Consider the following 17,843-nt stretch of genomic DNA (forward strand, 5'->3'; position numbering starts at 1 on the left):
CGCTGCTCGACGTGCTGGAGACGCTGCCGGTGGCGATCGACGGCGGCGAGGCGCTGCGCTTCCCGGTGCAGTGGGTGGCGCGCCAGGACGGCAGCTCGGCCGACGATTTCCGCGGCTACATGGGCCGCGTCGAGGCGGGCGAGGTGAAGGTGGGCGACGAGATCGCGGTGCTGCCCTCGGGCCGCACGGCGACCGTGGCCGAGATCGTCGCGCCGGTGCCGGGCGGCACGGCTGCGGTAGAATCCGCCTTCGCGGGGCAGACCGTCACGATCCGCCTCGCCGAGGACGTCGACGTCTCGCGCGGCGACGTGTTCGTGCCGAACGCGCAGCGCATCGAGCCGGCCAAAAAGCTGGAAGCCGATCTCTGCTGGTTCGACGAAACCCCGCTGTCCCCGCAACGCAAGTATCTGCTCAAGCAGACCACCAACACGGTGTTCACCAAGATCGGCGCGGTCAAGCAGGTGCTGGACGTGCATACGCTGTCGCACGCCAGCGACCGCCAGGACCTGAAGATGAACGACATCGGCCGGGTGGCGCTGACGCTGCAGAAGCCGATCGTCTGCGACACCTACGATGCGCATCCGGGCACGGGCGCGTTCGTGCTGATCGACGAGGCGACCCATCACACGGTCGCCGCCGGGATGATTCGCGCCTACTCGGCGTGAGTCCGGCGCCGTCGGCCGCGGGTGTCGCGGCCGGCGGCGTTTTACCAATGAAAGGCTTATGGGCAAGGTGTATCTGATTGGCGCCGGACCCGGCGCGGCCGACCTGATCACGGTGCGCGGCGCGCGCCTGCTGGGCCAGGCCGAAGTGGTGCTGCACGACGCGCTGATCGAGCCCGCGATGCTCGATTACGCGCCGAACGCGCGCCGCATCGCGGTCGGCAAGCGCTGCGGCCAGCGCTCCACGGCGCAGCAGTTCATCAACAAGCAGATCATCGACGCGGCGCGCGAGCACGCGGTGGTGGTGCGCCTGAAGGGCGGCGATCCGATGCTGTTTGGCCGAGCCGACGAGGAGATGCGCGCGCTCGAGGCGGCCGGCATCGACTACGAGGTGGTGCCGGGCATCACCGCGGCGCTGGCGAGTGCCGCCGCGCTCAAGCGCTCGCTGACGCTGCGCGGCGTGTCGCGCAGCGTGGCCTTCGCCACCCAGAGCCGGGCGCCCGGCAGCGATGAGATTCGCGAGCAGGTGCAGGCCGATTCGCTGGTCTTCTATATGGGCCGCGACAGCGCGCCCGGCATTGCGCAGCAACTGATCGACGCAGGGCGAGCGGGCGACACGCCGGTGGCGATCGTCGAGGCCTGCAGCACGCCGCGCGAGCGCAGCCTGGCGCTGACGCTGGCGCGCATGGCGGCGGGCGAGGCGCAGGCCTGGCTCGATCCCTCGCAGCCGAGCCTGCTGATGATCGGCGCGGCCTTCGCGGAACGCGCGGGAGCGGTGGAGCCGGGTAGCGAGGAAGCCGCCGGGCAGCCGGCCGGCAAGGGCGAGGTCCGCAACGCGGCCTGAGCTGCTGGTCGGCGGCGAAGCGCTCGCCAGGACAACCCATCAGTCGATACGAAGCAACGCCGGCCCTCGGGCCGGCGTTTCGCATTTCAGCGGCAAATTCCCCGCACCATGAACAACGCCGGCGCGAGGCCGGCGTTTCGCGGCGTTTCGTATTCCTGCGAGCGGGAGCGCATCCCGGTCGAGGTTCAGTCGCCCGCTTGCTGCAGGCAGTATGTCGCGATCGCGTCGAGCACCGAATCGTCCTCGCCGATCGCCGTGGCGCAGCGGATATCCACGCCGGGATGCGCCGCGCGGCAGGCCTCGACGATCTCGGGCAGGTCGCGCCGCACATGGCCGCCCTGGCCGACGAACACCGGCACGATGGTGACGGTCGCGCAGCCGGCCGTGACATGGGCGGCCACCGCGTCCTCGAGCTCGGGCGGCATCAGTTCGAGAAAGGCCAGCGCGACGGGGCCGCTGGTGTGGCTGGCGCGCACGCGCTCGGCCAGCCGCTCGAACGGCTCCATCCAGCGCGGGTCGCGCGAACCGTGTCCGAACAGGATGATCCCGTGTCTGCTCATCTTCCCTCCGTGGTGATCAGTGGCTCAGTGCCGGTCGACCCACTTGAGCCCGAACAGGCCGAGCGCGAGATAGATCAGGCCGGGTAGCGCCGCGGTCAGCGGCGCGGGCCAGGTATTGAGCGTGCCGATATGCGAGAACAGCGTGTTGAAGAGCTGGAAGCTCATGCCGAGCATGATGCCGCCGAACACCTTCACGCCGACCACGCCGGCGCGCGTGTGCAGGTACGCGAACGGCAGCGACAGCACCAGCATCACGAACACCGCGAACGGGTAGAGCAGCTTGCGCCACAGCGCGATGTCGTAGCGCTGCGTGTCTTGCTGGTTCTCGCGCAGATGCTGGATGTAGCGGAACAGGTTGAAGATCGACATGCGTTCCGGCGACACCAGCAGCACCGAGAGGATCTGTGGCGTGAGGTCCGAGCGCAGCGAATACTGCGGCATGCTCACCTGCTCGGAGCGATAGACCGGGTTCAGCGCATCCTTGGGCGTGTTCGGCGCCGGCACGATCGGCGAGAGCTGGGTGTCGGTCACGTCGGTCAGCAGCCAGTGGCCCGGCGGCGCGTAGCGGCCCGACTTGGCGATGCGCACGTTCTGCAGCTGGAACTTCGAGTCGAACTCGTAGATCCGCACGTTGCTGATGGTCGAATCGGGCGAGAGCGTGCCGACGTTGACGAAGCGCGTGACGGGCTCGCCGTTGTCGCGCGCCGTCAGCGTGTCCTTGACCCACACGCCCGACTGGAAGTTCGACGACACCGACGAGCCGAGCGCCTCGAGCCGCACGCGCTCGGAGAGCTGGTCGGTGTAGGGGCCGATGAACTCGCCGATCAGGTAGGTGACGATCACCAGCGGCACGCCGATCTTCAGCAGCGAGCGCAGCGCCCGGTTGGTGGCCAGGCCCGAGACGCGGAAGATGGTGAATTCCGAGTTGGCGGCCATCTGCGCGAACACGTAGATGGCGCTGATCAGGGTGGCGACCGGGATGATCTCGTAGAAGCGCGAGGGCGTCTGCAGGCCCACGCGCAGCACCGCGTAGCCGAAGTTGTAGCTGCCGTGGCCGACCGAGTTCAGCTCGCTGATCAGGTCGAAGAAGAAGAACAGCCCCGAGAACGCGAACAGCACGAACACGAAGGTCAGGTAGATCTGGCGCGCGAAATACTTTTCGTAGAGCCGCATCGGTCAGGCTCCCCGGCGGAACGTGGCGCGCGAGATCAGCGGCCGGTTGCGCACGCGCATCCAGAACAGGAAGGCGACGATGCCGGCCACCACCAGGTGCAGCACCACCAGGCCCACGCCGAACGGGATCTTGCCGCGCTCGATCTGCGACTGCATCACGTTGAGCAGGTTCGAATACGTCAGATAGATCAGCACGGCCATCACGAGGTTCACGGTGCGGCCGCGCCGCGGGTTCTGGTAGGCCAGCGGGATCGCGAGAATCATCAGATTGATCGCGATCAGCGGCAGGCCGACGCGCCAGGCGAATTCGGCGAGGTTCTCGTCGGTCGGATCGCGCAGCAGGTCCAGCGTCGGGGTGCTGGTGGTGGTTGGCTGGGTGACCACCTGCTTGCTCTGGATCTTCACGCCGTAGCGCTCGAACTGCATGATCTTGAAGTTCGGCTGGCCGGGCACGCCGTCGTAGCGGCGGCCGTTCTCCAGCACGATGAAGCGGTCGCCGTTCTGGGCGGTCTCGGTATGGCCGGTCTGCGACACCACCACGTTGACCTTGCCCTGCTCGGTGGTGGTGACGAACACGTTCTGCACGGCGGCCTGGTCGGCCGACATCTTCTCGATGAAGAACACGCGGTTGGTGGACGGCGACTCGCGGAACTGGCCCGGCGCGAGCAGCGAGACCTCGTCGCGCTGCTGGAAGCGCGCCTTGATCAGCTTGCTCTGCTGGTTCGACCAGGGCCAGCCGACGAAGGCGAAGAAGGCGATCAGCAGGATGATGGGCGTGGCGAACACGCCGATCGGCTTGATCAGGCGCGTCAGGCTCACGCCGGAGGCGAGCCAGACCACCATTTCGGAGTCCTTGTACCAGCGCGTGAGCACGAACAGGATCGACACGAAGAGGGTGCCGACCAGGATCATCGCGAGATAGCCGATCACGGTGAGGCCGATCAGCACGAGCACGTCCTTCGGGCTGACCTGACCGGACGCTGCGTAGCCGACGATGCGGATCATCATCGACGTCAGCATGATCGTGAGCAGCACCATGAAGACAGCGCCGGCGGTGTACGCAAGCTCGCGCTGGAGGGAGCGTTCGAAGATCATGTTTGAGGCGAAGAGGGCGGGGAGGGATACAGCGCGCCGCCACAGGAAAAATAGCGGATAATTGCGGCTTTCACCCACATAGCCCAGATTTTATCCGAGGACAAGCGCGATGGACTTTAGCATAAAAGGCTTTGATTGGAGCAAAGGTGCGTCCAAGGGGTTCCTGACCGGCAAGTCCGACTGCGTGGTGGTCGGCGTGTTCGAGTCGCAGACGCTGTCCGGCGCCGCGCTCGACATCGATGAAGCCGTCAAGGGCCTGGTGTCGCGCCTGGTCAAGGCCGGTGACATGGACGGCAAGCTCGGCAAGACGCTGTTCCTGCACGAGGTCGAGGGCATCGGCGCCTCCCGCGTGCTGCTGGTCGGCCTCGGCAAGCAGGACGGCTTCGGCCAGAAGGCCTACCAGGAAGCCGCGCGTGCCGCCTGGCGCGCGCTGCTGGCCACCAAGGTTGGCCAGGTCACCTTCACGCTGGCGCAACTGCCGGTGGCCGAGCGCGGCGCCGAGTGGAGCGTGCGTGCCGCGATCCTCGCGCTGCGCGGCGAGACCTACCGCTTCACGCAGATGAAGAGCAAGGCCGAACCGGCCCCCGCCACGCTCAAGCGCGTGGTGTTCAGCGTCGATCCGGCCGACGAGAAGGCCGCCAAGCAGGCCGCCAAGCAGGCCGTGGCGATCGCCAACGGCATGGATCTCACGCGCGACCTGGGCAACCTGCCCGGCAACGTCTGCACCCCCACCTATCTCGCCAATACCGCCAAGCAGCTGGCCAAGGACTGGGGCCTGAAGGCCGAGGTGCTCGGCCTCAAGCAGATCCAGGCGCTCAAGATGGGCTCCTTCCTGTCGGTCACGCGCGGCTCGGTCGAGCCGCCGCAGTTCATCGTGCTGCACTACCAGGGCGCCGCCGCCAAGGTCGCGCCGATCGTGCTGGTCGGCAAGGGCATCACCTTCGACACCGGCGGCATCTCGCTGAAGCCGGGCGAGGGCATGGACGAGATGAAGTACGACATGTGCGGCGCCGGCTCGGTGCTGGGCACCATGCGCGCGCTGGCCGAGATGGAGTTGAAGCTCAACGTGGTGGCGATCGTGCCGACCTGCGAGAACATGCCCTCGGGCCAGGCCACCAAGCCGGGCGACATCGTCACCAGCATGAAGGGCCTGACGATCGAGGTGCTGAACACCGACGCCGAAGGCCGCCTGATCCTCTGCGACGCGCTGACCTACGCCGAGCGCTTCAAGCCGGCCGCGGTGATCGACGTGGCGACCCTGACGGGCGCCTGCGTGATCGCGCTGGGCCACCACAACAGCGGCCTGTTCTCGAAGGACGACGCGCTGGCCGGCGAGCTGCTCGATGCTTCCCGCGAAGCGGGCGATCCGGCCTGGCGCCTGCCGCTCGACGACGAGTACCAGGACCTGCTGAAGTCGAACTTCGCGGACCTGGCCAACATCGGCGGCCGTCCGGGCGGCAGCATCACGGCGGCCTGCTTCCTGGCGCGTTTCGCGGAAAGCTATCCGTGGGCGCACCTGGACATCGCCGGCACGGCCTGGAAGAGCGGTGCCGCCAAGGGCGCCACCGGCCGTCCGGTGCCGCTGCTCTCGCAGTTCCTGATCGACCGCGCCGGCGCGTGAGCGCAAGGCCGGGAGAGGCAGGCATGACGCGGCGGGACGCCCGATGACACGAATCGATTTCCATTCGAACGTCGGCGACTCGCTCGCGTATGCGTGCCGGCTGCTGCGCAAGGCCTACCTGGCCGGCCAGGCCGTGGTGGTCTGCGCCGAGCCGGCGCGGCTGCGCACGCTCGACGAGCGGCTGTGGACCTTCTCGCCGCTCGATTTCATTCCCCATTGCTCGGTCGACAGCCCGCAGGCCGCGCAGACGCCGATCGTGCTGACCACCGATCTGTCGCGTGCCCCGCACGACGGCGTGCTGCTCAATCTCGGCGCCGAGGTGCCCGCGCAGTTCGCGCGCTTCGCCCGGCTGCTCGAGGTGGTCGGCAACGCGCCCGAGGAACTGGCGGCCGGCCGCGATCGCTACCGCTTCTACCGCGACCGCGGCTACGCGTTGAACAACTACAAGCAAGGCGGCTAGTCGCGCCTGGAGCCAACATGCCCGACGCCCACAACGAGTTCGACATTCCCGTGCTGACCGACGTGCTGGTGCCCGGCAAGTCCGTGCTCGCACGTCGTCCCTGGCAGGCCGCCGATGCGGCGCCGCCGCATGCCACCGACCTGCCCGAGTTGCCGCCGGAGGTGCCGCCCGAGCTGGCGGCTTCGGGCCTGCCGACGCTCGGCGGGGGCGCGGGCTTGTCCACCGCGTATGGCGCGCCGGCCGGAGCCGGGGCCGATGCGCTGCCGGCTTCGCACCTGGCGGCGGGCGAGCCGGCCGCGCTTGCACCACGAGGACTGGTTTCCTCGCCGGCGACGGCGCAGGGCGCCGAGGCGCCGGCGGAGCCTGTGTTCGTCGCGGCGGAGCCGGTGACGGTGCCGCCGGAATTCGCGGGCGAGCCGCAGCCCTTGCCCGAGGCGCACGAAGCGTCGGCTGCCAGCGAACCGACGCAGGCGGAAGCCGCGTTCGTCGCGCCGGAGCCGACATCGACGCCGGCGGAATTCGCGGGCGATTCGCAGCCCTTGCCTGAGGCGCACGAAGCGCGGGCCGCCAGCGAGCCGACGCAGTCGGAAGCCGCGTTCGTCGCGCCGGAGCCGGTATCGACGCCGCCGGAATTCGCGGCCGAGCCTCAGCCGTGGCCCGCGTCGCATGAGGCATCCACCTTCAGCGAGCCCGACCCGGCCGAAGCGGCATTCGTTGCGCCCGAGTCGAGCATTCCTCAGGAATTCTCAGCAAGCCCCGCGCCGCTCGTCGAGCCGCAGGCAGCGCCGCTCGAATCCACTCAGGCCGAAGCCGTGTTCGTGGCCGCCGAGCCGGCGGTCCCCCAGGAATTCGCCGCGGCGCCGCAGCCGCTGCCTGTCGAGGCCGTTCCCGCCGGAGCGGAGGCGCGCCCCGATCCGCGCGACGACGAGCACGATGCGCCCGACAACGCACCGCTGGCCTATGCGCTCGACGGTGCCTCGCAGGAACCTGCCGCTTCGGCGACGCCGCCCGGCGAGGCACTGCATCGGGCGCCGGTCCGTCCCGACGATCTCGCCGCGCGCACCGAATCCGCGCTGCATCGCGTCGAGACGCTGGCGCCTGCCGCCTTCGCGCAGTTGTCGCCCATCGCTGCCGAGATGCCGGTGCCGGCCCGTTTCGCCGATGTCGAGGCGCTGCCGCCCGCCGAGCTGATCGGCGCTCCCCAAGCCGAACCCGTGCCGCCGCCCGCGGCGCGGATCGATTCCCGGCATATCGCCGAGCGGCTGCAGGGCCGTGTCGCCGACTACCTGTCCGGCGAGGGCCGTGCCCTGATCGACGCGCGTTGCCGCGAGGCGGTCCAGCAGCATGCCGCCTGGCTGGTCGGCGAGGTGTCGCAGCAGGTGGTGACGGCGCTGGCGCCCGAATTCGAGCGCTGGGTGGCCGAAGCCGTCGACGAGGCGCTCGCTCGGCGCGACGCGCCGCCATCCCGGCAGGAGCACTGAGGCGTTCAGGGCAGTCGGCCAGGACGGCTGGATCCGGCGGCCCGGCTCGCGGGACCGCTGCGGTCCCGAATGAAAAACGCGCGACGCGCACCTGAAGGTGCGCTCGCGCGTTTTCTTGTTTCAGGCCGCCGCTTCGCCGCGGCCTGCGTTCATTTCAAGGTCAGGATCCACTGCGCGAGGGTGCGCGCCTCGTCGCCGGTCACCTGGGTGTTGGCCGGCATCGGCACCGGCCCCCACACGCCGACGCTGCCCTTGACGATGGTCTGCACCAGATAGTCGGCCGCATCGGGGCGATTCATGTAGCGATCGGCGATGGCGTGGAAGGACGGCCCCATCAGGGGCGCGGCGACCGCATGGCAGGCCATGCAGTTCCTGCGTTGCGCGAGCAGCGGGCCGCTGGCCGGCTGCTGCGCCTGGGCCGGCAGGTTCGCGGCCAGCAGCAGGGCAAGCGTGGCTCGCAGTAGCGTGATTCTCATACGGGGTCTCCGCCGGCGCGAGGGCCGGCCTGGCTGTCCGCGCATTATAGAAGCAAAGAGGGCGCGAGCTCGTCGCGCCCCTCATGCCTCTCATGCCCCTCGTGCGAATGGGCCAGGCCGTTCCTTCCGTCTTCCTTGCTGCCCGCGGCGAGTGCTTCAGCCCGTCACGGCGCCGCGATTCGCCGGCAGCGCGAGCGCCGCGTACTTGGCCAGCACGCCGCGCGTGTAACGCGGCGCCGGCCGCTGCCAGGCGGCGCGGCGGCGCGCCAGCTCGGCATCGTCGACGTTGAGCTGCAGCAGCAGGCGATGCGCGTCGATGGTGATCGAATCGCCTTCCTGGACCAGGGCGATGGTGCCGCCGGCGAAGGCTTCCGGCGCGACGTGGCCGACCACCATGCCCCAGGTGCCGCCCGAGAAGCGCCCGTCGGTGATCAGGCCCACCGATTCGCCGAGCCCCTTGCCGATGATCGCCGAGGTGGGCGCGAGCATCTCCGGCATGCCGGGGCCGCCTTGCGGGCCGAGATAGCGCAGCACCACCACGTCGCCGGCGCGGATGCGGTCGTCGAGGATCGCCTGCAGCGCGCTCTGCTCGTCGTCGAACACGCGCGCGGGACCCGTGATGACAGGATTCTTCAGCCCGCTGATCTTGGCCACCGCGCCGTCCTCGGCGAGATTGCCCTTGAGGATCGCCAGGTGGCCTTCGCGATAGAGCGCCTGGTCGATCGGGAAGATCACCTGCTGGTCGGCGCGCGGCATCGAGGGCACCTCGCGCAGCGTCTCGGCCACCGTCTGGCCGGTGATGGTGAGGCACTCGCCATGCAGCAGGCCCGCGTCGAGCAGGATCTTCATCACCTGCGGGATGCCGCCCGCGCGATGCAGGTCGGTGGCCACGTAGCGGCCCGAGGGCTTCAGGTCGCAGATCACCGGCACGCGCCGGCGGATCCGCTCGAAGTCGTCGATGCTCCAGTCGATCTCGGCGGCGTGCGCGATGGCCAGGAAGTGCAGCACGGCATTGGTCGAGCCGCCGGTGGCCATGATCACCGACACGGCGTTCTCGATCGATTCGCGGGTGATGATGTCGCGCGGTTTCAGGTCCCGCTTGACGGCCTCCACCAGCACGCGCGCCGACTCGGCCGCGGAATCGACCTTCTCCTGGTCGGGGTTGGCCATCGTCGAGGAATAGGGCAGCGCCATGCCGAGCGCCTCGAAGGACGAGCTCATGGTGTTGGCCGTGTACATGCCGCCGCAGGAGCCCGTCGAGGGGCAGGCATTGCGCTCGATGCCGTCGAAGTCCTCCTGCGACATGCGCCCGGCCGTGAACTCGCCGACCGCCTCGAAGGCCGAGACGATGGTCAGGTCCTGCCCCTTCCAGTTGCCGGGGCGGATCGTGCCGCCATACACGTAGATGCCCGGCACGTTCAGCCGCGCCAGCGCGATCATGCCGCCCGGCATGTTCTTGTCGCAGCCGCCCACCACCACCACGCCGTCCATCCACTGCCCCTGCACGCAGGTCTCGATGCAGTCGGCGATCACCTCGCGCGAGACCAGCGAGTACTTCATGCCCTCGGTGCCCATCGACATGCCGTCCGAGATGGTGGGCGTGCCGAAGATCTGCGGGTTGGCGCCGGCCGCCTTGACGGCGTCGACCGCCGCGTCCGACAGGCGCTGCAGGCCGGCATTGCAGGGCGTGATGGTGGAGTGGCCGTTGGCGATGCCGATCATCGGCTTGTCGAAGTCCGCCTGCTGGTAGCCGAGTGCGTAGTACATCGAACGGTTCGGCGAGCGGGCCACGCCCTGCGTGATGTTTTTCGAGCGACGGTTGTAGGACATGGGGGACTCCATCCGGGTTGTGGACATCCGGCGCGCGCCAGGGCGGCCGTGGTCAGGCAAGCATGGGCTGTCCCTCGACACCTGTCCAATATATTATTCGTGGCCAATTGAGTCGCTGAGGATATCAATCATGGCCGAACCGACCCCCGATCTGCGGCAATGGCGCTACTTCGTGGCGGTGGCCGAGGAGCGTCATTTCGGCCGCGCGGCGACGCGCCTGTCGATCACGCAACCGCCGCTGTCGCAGGCGATCCGCGCGCTGGAGGCCGCGCTCGGCGTGCTGCTGTTCGTGCGCACTCAGCGCTCGGTGGAGTTGTCGGCGGTCGGCGCGGCCTTGCTGCCCGAGGTGCGGCGCCTGCTGGCGGCCGCCGACGCGCTGCCGCCGCTGGCCACCAGCCTGGCGCGCGGCGAGGCCGGCACGCTCGCGCTGGCCTTCGTCTCGACCGCCGATTACGGCCTGCTGCCGGCGCTGCTGCGCGAGTTCGGGGCGCGCTATCCGCGCGTGCGCCTGCAACTGACCGAGGCCACCAGCGACCTGCAGGTCGAGATGCTGGCCGAAGGCCGGATCGACGCCGGGCTGGTGATCGAGTCGCTGCCGCCGCGCCACGCGGCCGGCCTGTCCTATCTCGGCGTGGCGCGCGAGCCGCTGGTGGTGGCGATGCCCGAGGAGGTCGCGGTGCCGGGCGAGGACGGCCCGATCGGGCTCGAGCAACTGGCCGATCTGCCGCTGGTGATCTTCCCGCGTCGTCTGGCGCCCGGCTTTTATGACATCATTACGGGCTGCTATGGGGCGCGGGGCCTGACGCCGCGCATCGGCCAGGAGGCGATCCAGATGCAGACCATCGTCAGCCTCGTGTCGGCCGGCATGGGCGTCGCACTGGTGCCGCAATCGCTGCGTAACCTGCGCCGCACCGGTGTCGTCTACCGTGCGCTGGCGGGCGACACGCCGATCGTCGAGACCGGCCTGGTCTGGCGCACCCGGGACGTCAGCCCGGTGCTGGCGGGCTTCATCGAGATCGTGCGGCGCGCCGCGCCGGCCTGATGCACGAGGCGCGAACGCGGGCGGGTTCGCACCGTCAAACAGCAGGCGCGGCGCACGAACGCCGCGTCGATTCAGCAACCATCCACACCGACTCATGATCATTCACCCCAATTTCGATCCCGTCGCGATTCATCTCGGACCGTTGGCCGTGCGCTGGTACGGGCTCATGTATCTCGTCGGCTTCATCGCGGCGATCGTCGTCGGCCGCGTGCGGCTCAAGCTGCCGCATGTCGCCGCGCAAGGCTGGACCGCCAAGGACATCGACGACATGATGTTCTACGGCGTGCTCGGCGTGGTGCTGGGCGGGCGGCTCGGCTACGTGCTGTTCTACAAGGCCGGCTACTACTTCGCGCATCCGCTCGACATCTTCCGCGTCTGGGAAGGCGGGATGTCGTTCCACGGCGGCTTCCTCGGCGTGCTCGCCGCGATGGTGCTGTTCGCCTGGCAGCGCAAGCGCACCTGGCTCCAGGTGACCGACTTCATCGCGCCGATGGTGCCCACCGGCCTGGCCGCGGGCCGCTTCGGCAACTTCATCAACGGCGAGCTGTGGGGCCGCGTGACGAGCCCCGACGCGCCCTGGGCGATGCTGTTCCCCGGCGCCTCGCGCGACGACGCGATCTGGCTCGCGCATCATCCCGACCTCGCCGCGAAGTGGAACCTGAACGAGGTGTTCATGCAGTACCAGATGCTGCCGCGCCATCCCTCGCAGCTCTACGAGATCGCGCTGGAGGGCATCACGCTGTTCCTGCTGCTGTTCTTCTTCTCGCGCAAGGCGCGCCCGACCGGCGCGGTGTCGGCGCTGTTCCTGATCGGCTATGGCCTGGCGCGCTTCACGGTGGAATTCGCCCGCGAGCCAGACGATTTCCTCGGCCTGCTCGCGCTGGGCCTGTCGATGGGCCAGTGGCTGTCGCTGCCGATGATCATCGCCGGCGTGCTGATGATGCTGTGGGCCTATCGCAAGGGGCGCGTCGCGAGGCCGGCATGAGTTCGCGCGGTCCTCGTCGAACGATGTGACACGACGATGTGAAAAAGGCCCGACCGGTGCAAGCCGGTCGGGCCTTTTGTCATCTCATGCCGCCACGCCGCTCGCGAGCGGCACGCGCATCGACGCGACTTACTTCATCTGCACCGAGCCGTTCACGTTGACGGTGACGGTCGACTTGCCGCCCTCGACGGCGATCGGCGCGGCGGCGGCCTTCGCCATCATCGGCGCGGCGTCCATCGCCATCATGCGCGGGTAGGGCTGCACGCTGCGGCCGCCGCCGACATTGACCTCGCGGATCGCGTAGCCGCTGTAGCCGAAGGCCTTGGCCGCCTCGGCGGCGCGGTTGCGGAACGACTGGATCGCTTCCGAGGTCAGCTTCTGCTCGGCCGCGCGCTGCGCTTCCGGCGACAGCGAGAACTCGACGTTGCCGACCTGCAGGGTGCTGGCGAGATCGCCGGCGAGCTTCGAGGCCGCGGTAAAATCGCGCGACTCCAGCACGATCTCGGTGCGGCCGCGCCAGGCGGCGATCTTGCCGTCGCGGTCGTTGCTCGGGTAGACCGAGAAGCCGCCGGTGCGCGCGGTCACGCCCGACACGCCGCGCGCGCGGGCCAGCGCGGCGTCGGCGCGGCGATTGAGCTCGGTCGTCAGGCTGCCCGGATCCTTCGCTTCCTGCTCGTAGAACAGCGTGATGTCGACCACATCCTGCGGCACGTCGGTGCTGGCCTGTGCCGACAGCGACAGCACGCCCGAAGGCTGGGGCGCGACTTGTGCCTGCACCGCGGGGATCACGGCGGCCAGGGCGAGGGCGAGTACGGCAGCGGATTTTTTCATCGTATGAGCTCCTGTTCTGTGCGCGGCCAGCGGCCCGTGCCGCATCGTGCCGCGCGTCTTGTCGAGGCGATCGATGAAACCGGGGTTCCGCCGATCGCGCGAGCGTTAGGCCGATGAAAGGCGTGCCGAGTTCCGGCACCACGTGCGCGATTTACCTTTGCTGACAGATCTCGCGGCGAGCCGGCCGGCACCTGCCTCACTTCATCAGCTTCTCGGTGATGAACTTCCATTCGGCGCGCGTGACCGGCGTGATCGAGAGCCGGTTGCCCCTGGCGAGCACGCGCATCTCGGCGAGCTCGTCGTGCTCGCGCAGCGCGGCCAGCGGCACCAGCGCGCTCTTCTTCACGAAGCGCACATCCACCAGGCTCCAGCGCGGCTCTTCCCGCTTCGACTTCGGATCGTGATAGGGGCTGGCCGGATCGAACTGGGTCGGATCGGGATAGGGCGTCGACGAGACTTCGGCCAGGCCCGCGATGCCGGGCTCGGGGCAGCTCGAGTGATAGAACAGCACGCCGTCGCCGATGCGCATGGTGTCGCGCATGAAATTGCGAGCCTGATAATTGCGCACGCCCGTCCAGGGCAGGGTGTGTTTCGGCGCGGCGGCGAGATCGTCGATGCTCGCCTCGTCCGGTTCGGATTTCATCAGCCAGAATTGCATGAGGGCGGTCCGCTGAAAGAAGGGGCAGGGAACGCGCGCGGCGGGAGCAGCGGCCGTCGCGACGACGCTTGCCGGGTGAGACGGGAATACGATCGCTCGGCGTGCCTCGCGATCGCCGATCCGGGGCACGCGAGCCGTTTGAAGCACAACTCGAAGCACAAATGAAAACGGCATCGGAACTGGTCCGATGCCGTCGAATAGGTCCCCGCCTTGGCCGCTAGGCCGGCATCCTGAACCTGAGGTTCAGAATTGGTCGCAGTTAGCAGCACTTCGGGTACATCAGACAGAGTGACGCGCGCGCCCGTGCTACAAATTTCCGCAACCGTGCACATGGCATTGGTTCAAGGAATATATGACCTTGGCGAACCAGGCAGGGAAGCTGAGAGAACCTAGTGAATCCGATCTTGTGAAACGAATTCGCATGAACCGCTTACTTCGGTGCAGCCGCTGGCTTGTCCGCCGAGCCGCGCTGCTTACCGCGACTCGTGCTGGGCCAGTACCGCGCCGAGCTGTTCATTCATGTGGCGCATTGTACGCCGGATTTCTTCCGCGGGAAATGCCTCGCCGTGACGAACGCTCTGTTGCAGGCGAAGCAACTCCGAGGCGAGCGACAGCGCGGCCATCACCGCGATCCGGTCGGTGCCGCGCACCGAGCTGTTGGCGCGGATCTTCGACATCTCGGCGTCGACGCGCGCGACCGCCTCGAGCAGGGCCGCTTCGGTTTCCGGCGAGCACGCGAGGCGATAGGCCTGGCCGAGAATCGAGACTTCGATCTGCTTGCTGCTCATGCATGTTCTCCGTGGCTGGCCGCGTCGTCGCCGCCGTTGCCGGCCGCCTCGCCGCCGCCGAGCAGGTCGAGCTGGCTGTCGCCGTCGGCGGCCTGGCGCGTGCGCGGCAGCTTCTCGAGGATCGCGTTGAGCTTGATCTGCGCATCGTCGATCTTCGCCGACAGCGCATCGCGCTCGGCGACCAAGCCGTTGCGTTCGTCGCGCAACTGATCGAGCTCGACGCGCACGGCTTCGGCTTGCGCGCGCAATTGCGCGACTTGCTCCTCGAGCGCGAGCCGTTCCGTGTGATGGCGTTGGTTCAGCGCAATCAGGCGGCCAATGTTCTGGGATAGGGTTTCGAGTTCGTTGAGCATCTGCTGCGTCCTCTAAAGACCGGGCATTTTAGCGCGGAAAGCGCCTTGTACCGACTTTTGTAACGTATCCAGACGTAACCACCCCCCTTCTTGCCGCGAAGTGACACGGGAAATGCCGTTTTGCCGGCGTTGCGTGCGTCCGACGCGCGTTTCTTGACGCTGCTCGGGGGCGCTCCTACACTGGCGCCGCTTCGGTGCTCGCGCACGGCCTCGACGAGGGCGCGCGCGGTTAAACGGGAAGCAGGGAGCGATGCCCGCGCGGCATGCCAACCTGCGCTGCCCCCGCAACGGTAAGCGACCGCGTCGATCGCGCTGGCGATCCTGGCGCAAGCCGCCCCTCGATGGCGGCCCCCGCGCGAGCGAGGGCCGCCGTGGCCACTGCGCGCCTGGTTCGCGCGGGAAGGCGGGGTGGGCTGGTCGCCAGCCCGGATACCGGCCGAAGCGGGGAAGCGCGCCGCCTGCGTGCTTCCGGAGGCGGCGCTGCGGGGAGGCAGGGCCGCGCGAATCCACAGGATGTTCCCGATGTCCACCGCGTTTGTCCGCGCCGCCCTGCTCGCGGCCTGCGGGCTGCCTTGCCTGTCGCTCGCCCAGGTTGCGCCCGGCGCGTCCCGCGCCTCTGATATGGCCGCCGCCAGCGATGCCAGCGCCGCCACGGGCTCCGCCGCGCCGTCCGTCCCGCGAGGCAGCGACCGCGCCGCCGTTGCGTCCACCGCCACGGCTTCATCTGCCGCCGCATCGTCCGCCGATCCTGCCGCGCCGGTCGCGCTCGACTCGGTGGTGGTGAGCGCGAGCCGCAGCGCACAGAAGCTCGCCGACGCGCTGCCGCAAACCACCCTGTTCACGCGCGAGGACATCGAACGCAGCAGCGCGTCCGATCTTCCCGGCCTGCTCGCGTTCGCACCCGGCGCGCAGATCGTGCGCAACGGCGGGCCCGGCTCGAACACCTCGCTGTTCCTGCGCGGCGCGCAGTCGAACCAGTCGCTGCTGCTGATCGACGGCGTGCGCGTCGATTCGGCCAGCCTGGGCGCCGCGCAACTGAGCCAGCTCACGCTCGAGCAGATCGACCACGTCGAGATCGTCAACGGCAACGTCTCCTCGCTGTACGGCTCGGGCGCGATCGGCGGCGTGGTGCAGGTGTTCACGCGCGACGGCGGCAATCATCCGCCGCGCTTCTATTTCTCGGCCGGCTACGGCAGCTATCACACGCAGTCGCAGCAGGCCGGCGTCTCGGGCCGGCTCGACGCCGACGGCAGCACCACCTTCTCGCTGTCGCTGTCGCGCGACAAGACCGACGGCTTCTCGGCGATCGACCCGGTGCAGCAGCCGGGCGCCAATCCGAACGCGAACGGCAACCTGAACGAGAGTCTCTCGGCCTCGCTCAAGCATCGTTTCGCGAACGGCTGGAGCGCGGGCCTCGACTACTTCCAGTCGAACGGCGAGAACAGCTACGACAACCCCTTTGGGCAGGCCACGACCGATCTCAACACGCTCTACAGCCGCGTGCAGCAGATCTCGGCGCATGCCGAGGGCAAGCTGACCGACTGGTGGACCACCCACCTGCGCGTGTCGAGCGGCAACGACCGCAGCCAGAGCTGGCTGAACGGCGCCTACACCGACCACTTCAACACCGACAACCGCCAGTACAGCTGGCAGAACGATTTCACGGTGGCGCGCGGCCAGACCATCCAGGCCGGCTACGAGCGGCTCGACCAGGCCTTCGATTCCGATGTCTACTCGGCGCCGCAGCGGCACGTGAATTCCGGCTGGCTCGGCTACACGGGCCGCTTCGGCAACAGCCAGGTGCAGGCCAACCTGCGGCGCGACCAGTATTCGGATTTCGGCGGCGCGAACAGCTACTATCTCGGCTACGGATACGACCTGGGCGAGCACTGGAAGGTCACGGCGAGCTATTCGGATGCGTTTCGCGCGCCGACCTTCAACGACCTGTACTACCCCGATGCCGGCAATCCCGCGCTGGTGCCCGAGCGCAGCCATTCGATCGAGGCCGCGCTGCAATACGCCTCGGACGCGCTGGGCGTGATGCGGCTGAGCCTGTTCCAGACGCGCTACGCGAACCTGATCCAGTACGAGCCCGATGCGTCGGGCCTGGTCTATACGGCGCAGAACGTCGGGCGCGCCAAGGTGCAGGGCATCGAGGGCTCGTGGCAGGGGCATCTGGGCAAGACCGACCTGCGCGCCTCGGCGACCTTCCAGAACCCGGTCGACCAGAGCGGCGACCAGGACCTGCTGCGGCACGCGCGGCGCTTCGCGTCGTTCTCGGCCAGCCATCCGTTCGGCGGCTGGCGCGTCGGTGCCGAGTGGCTGCTGAGCGGCGCGCGCAGCGACAGCGCGCAGACGCTCGGCGGCTACGGCGTGGTGAACCTGACGGCGCGCTACGACATCACCAAGGCGTGGTACGTGAGCGCACATCTCGACAACCTGCTCGACAAGGACTACCAGCTTGCCTACGGGTACAACACGCCGCGGCGCGGCGCCTACGTCACGATCGGCTGGCGTCAGCCATGACGTCGCGCACGGCGCTGGCATGAGCGCCGCGAGGAACCCCGCTTGAACACGTTCGCGCGCACGACGAGCACGACGAGCATGACGCGCGGCCGCGCCTGGGCGATCTGGGCCGCGCTCGCGTTGGCCGCCGCCCTGGTGCTGGTGGCCGCGCTGACGCTCGGCAGCGTGCCGATCCCGCCGCGACAGGCGCTCGGCGCGCTGTTCGCGCCGGCCGGCGGCGATCCGCTGGCCGGCGAGATCGTGCGCACGCTGCGCCTGCCGCGGGCGCTGGCCGGCTTCGGCTGCGGTGCCCTGCTGGCCTTGGCGGGCGCGCTGCTCCAGGTGCTGCTGCGCAATCCGCTGGCCGAGCCCTATGTGCTCGGCGTCTCGGGCGGCGCGGCCGGGTTCGCGCTGGCCGCCATGATCGCGGGTGCCGCCTGGTGGTGGGTCGATGCCGCCTCGTTCGCGGGCGCGCTGCT

At 68.9% G+C, this 17,843-nt stretch carries 17 protein-coding genes, 1 other RNA gene, 1 pseudogene and 1 riboswitch; of the genes and pseudogenes, 9 read left to right on the forward strand and 10 right to left on the reverse strand.

Annotation, left to right across the window (positions count from 1 at the left end; genetic code table 11):
* A pseudogene (locus F3J10_RS27360) lies at nt 1–665 on the forward strand (sulfate adenylyltransferase); the annotation flags it as partial.
* Nucleotides 666–723: 58 nt separating this feature from the next.
* Nucleotides 724–1,506 (forward strand): uroporphyrinogen-III C-methyltransferase, encoded by a 783-nt coding sequence (gene cobA / locus F3J10_RS27365; RefSeq protein ID WP_166915236.1) that lies wholly within the window; start codon nt 724–726, stop codon nt 1,504–1,506.
* A gap of 185 nt (nt 1,507–1,691) precedes the next feature.
* Here the strand turns inward: cobA and F3J10_RS27370 are convergent, their stop codons facing one another.
* From F3J10_RS27370 to lptF, 3 genes are read right to left on the reverse strand one after another with little or no spacing between them, the layout of a single operon-like run.
* Nucleotides 1,692–2,066: a CbiX/SirB N-terminal domain-containing protein gene (locus F3J10_RS27370; RefSeq protein WP_013699092.1), complete on the reverse strand. Its 375-nt coding sequence runs from the start codon at nt 2,064–2,066 to the stop codon at nt 1,692–1,694.
* Nucleotides 2,067–2,090: 24 nt separating this feature from the next.
* The gene (gene lptG / locus F3J10_RS27375) at nt 2,091–3,239 is read right to left on the reverse strand and encodes an LPS export ABC transporter permease LptG (RefSeq protein ID WP_013699091.1); all 1,149 of its coding nucleotides are present in this window, start codon (nt 3,237–3,239) and stop codon (nt 2,091–2,093) included.
* Nucleotides 3,240–3,242: 3 nt separating this feature from the next.
* On the reverse strand, nt 3,243–4,334 hold the full coding sequence (gene lptF, locus F3J10_RS27380) for an LPS export ABC transporter permease LptF (protein WP_013699090.1): 1,092 nt from the start codon (nt 4,332–4,334) through the stop codon (nt 3,243–3,245).
* A gap of 109 nt (nt 4,335–4,443) precedes the next feature.
* Here lptF and F3J10_RS27385 point away from each other — a divergent pair, with 109 nt between their 5' ends.
* From F3J10_RS27385 to F3J10_RS27395, 3 genes are read left to right on the forward strand one after another with little or no spacing between them, the layout of a single operon-like run.
* A complete protein-coding gene (locus tag F3J10_RS27385) occupies nt 4,444–5,955 on the forward strand; it encodes a leucyl aminopeptidase (protein WP_167243425.1) in 1,512 nt (503 codons plus the stop codon).
* Nucleotides 5,956–5,998: 43 nt separating this feature from the next.
* Entirely contained in the window at nt 5,999–6,415 is a 417-nt protein-coding gene (locus F3J10_RS27390) for a DNA polymerase III subunit chi (RefSeq protein ID WP_025101358.1), read from the forward strand.
* 17 nt (nt 6,416–6,432) lie between these two features.
* Nucleotides 6,433–7,896 (forward strand): DUF2486 family protein, encoded by a 1,464-nt coding sequence (locus F3J10_RS27395; protein WP_167243426.1) that lies wholly within the window; start codon nt 6,433–6,435, stop codon nt 7,894–7,896.
* Between the two features lie 149 nt (nt 7,897–8,045).
* Here F3J10_RS27395 and F3J10_RS27400 read toward each other — a convergent pair whose 3' ends face one another.
* A complete protein-coding gene (locus F3J10_RS27400; protein ID WP_013699086.1) occupies nt 8,046–8,372 on the reverse strand; it encodes a c-type cytochrome in 327 nt (108 codons plus the stop codon).
* A 156-nt stretch (nt 8,373–8,528) separates the two neighbouring features.
* Nucleotides 8,529–10,202, reverse strand: coding sequence for a dihydroxy-acid dehydratase (gene ilvD / locus F3J10_RS27405; protein WP_167243427.1), 1,674 nt, complete (start codon nt 10,200–10,202; stop codon nt 8,529–8,531).
* 130 nt (nt 10,203–10,332) lie between these two features.
* On the opposite strand from ilvD, the gene F3J10_RS27410 reads away from it, so the two are divergent.
* Nucleotides 10,333–11,244, forward strand: coding sequence for a LysR family transcriptional regulator (locus tag F3J10_RS27410; protein WP_167243428.1), 912 nt, complete (start codon nt 10,333–10,335; stop codon nt 11,242–11,244).
* Nucleotides 11,245–11,338: 94 nt separating this feature from the next.
* Nucleotides 11,339–12,229 (forward strand): prolipoprotein diacylglyceryl transferase, encoded by an 891-nt coding sequence (gene lgt, locus F3J10_RS27415; RefSeq protein WP_025101361.1) that lies wholly within the window; start codon nt 11,339–11,341, stop codon nt 12,227–12,229.
* Nucleotides 12,230–12,358: 129 nt separating this feature from the next.
* Here the strand turns inward: lgt and F3J10_RS27420 are convergent, their stop codons facing one another.
* From F3J10_RS27420 to F3J10_RS27440, 5 genes are all read right to left on the reverse strand, one after another.
* Nucleotides 12,359–13,060 carry an SIMPL domain-containing protein gene (locus F3J10_RS27420; RefSeq protein ID WP_013699082.1) on the reverse strand — a complete coding sequence of 234 codons (702 nt, stop codon included), beginning with the start codon at nt 13,058–13,060 and terminating at the stop codon, nt 12,359–12,361.
* 196 nt (nt 13,061–13,256) lie between these two features.
* Nucleotides 13,257–13,718: an EVE domain-containing protein gene (locus tag F3J10_RS27425; RefSeq protein WP_025101362.1), complete on the reverse strand. Its 462-nt coding sequence runs from the start codon at nt 13,716–13,718 to the stop codon at nt 13,257–13,259.
* Nucleotides 13,719–13,916: 198 nt separating this feature from the next.
* Nucleotides 13,917–14,098, reverse strand: a non-coding RNA gene (gene ssrS, locus F3J10_RS27430) — 6S RNA.
* 93 nt (nt 14,099–14,191) lie between these two features.
* Nucleotides 14,192–14,506, reverse strand: a complete 315-nt coding sequence (locus F3J10_RS27435; protein ID WP_013699080.1) for a cell division protein ZapA — start codon at nt 14,504–14,506, stop codon at nt 14,192–14,194.
* A complete protein-coding gene (locus tag F3J10_RS27440; protein WP_013699079.1) occupies nt 14,503–14,859 on the reverse strand; it encodes a hypothetical protein in 357 nt (118 codons plus the stop codon). Before F3J10_RS27440 ends, F3J10_RS27435 begins: the two co-directional genes overlap by 4 nt.
* Before the next feature lie 229 nt (nt 14,860–15,088).
* Nucleotides 15,089–15,294, forward strand: a riboswitch (cobalamin riboswitch).
* Between the two features lie 87 nt (nt 15,295–15,381).
* Here F3J10_RS27440 and F3J10_RS27445 point away from each other — a divergent pair.
* Nucleotides 15,382–17,385: a TonB-dependent receptor gene (locus tag F3J10_RS27445; protein ID WP_167243429.1), complete on the forward strand. Its 2,004-nt coding sequence runs from the start codon at nt 15,382–15,384 to the stop codon at nt 17,383–17,385.
* Between the two features lie 78 nt (nt 17,386–17,463).
* A partial coding sequence (locus F3J10_RS27450; protein ID WP_167243430.1) for an iron chelate uptake ABC transporter family permease subunit occupies nt 17,464–17,843 on the forward strand: 380 nt, incomplete at its 3' end.

Source organism: Burkholderia sp. Cy-637 (assembly GCF_011753175.1).
Taxonomy (GTDB): domain Bacteria; phylum Pseudomonadota; class Gammaproteobacteria; order Burkholderiales; family Burkholderiaceae; genus Burkholderia; species Burkholderia gladioli.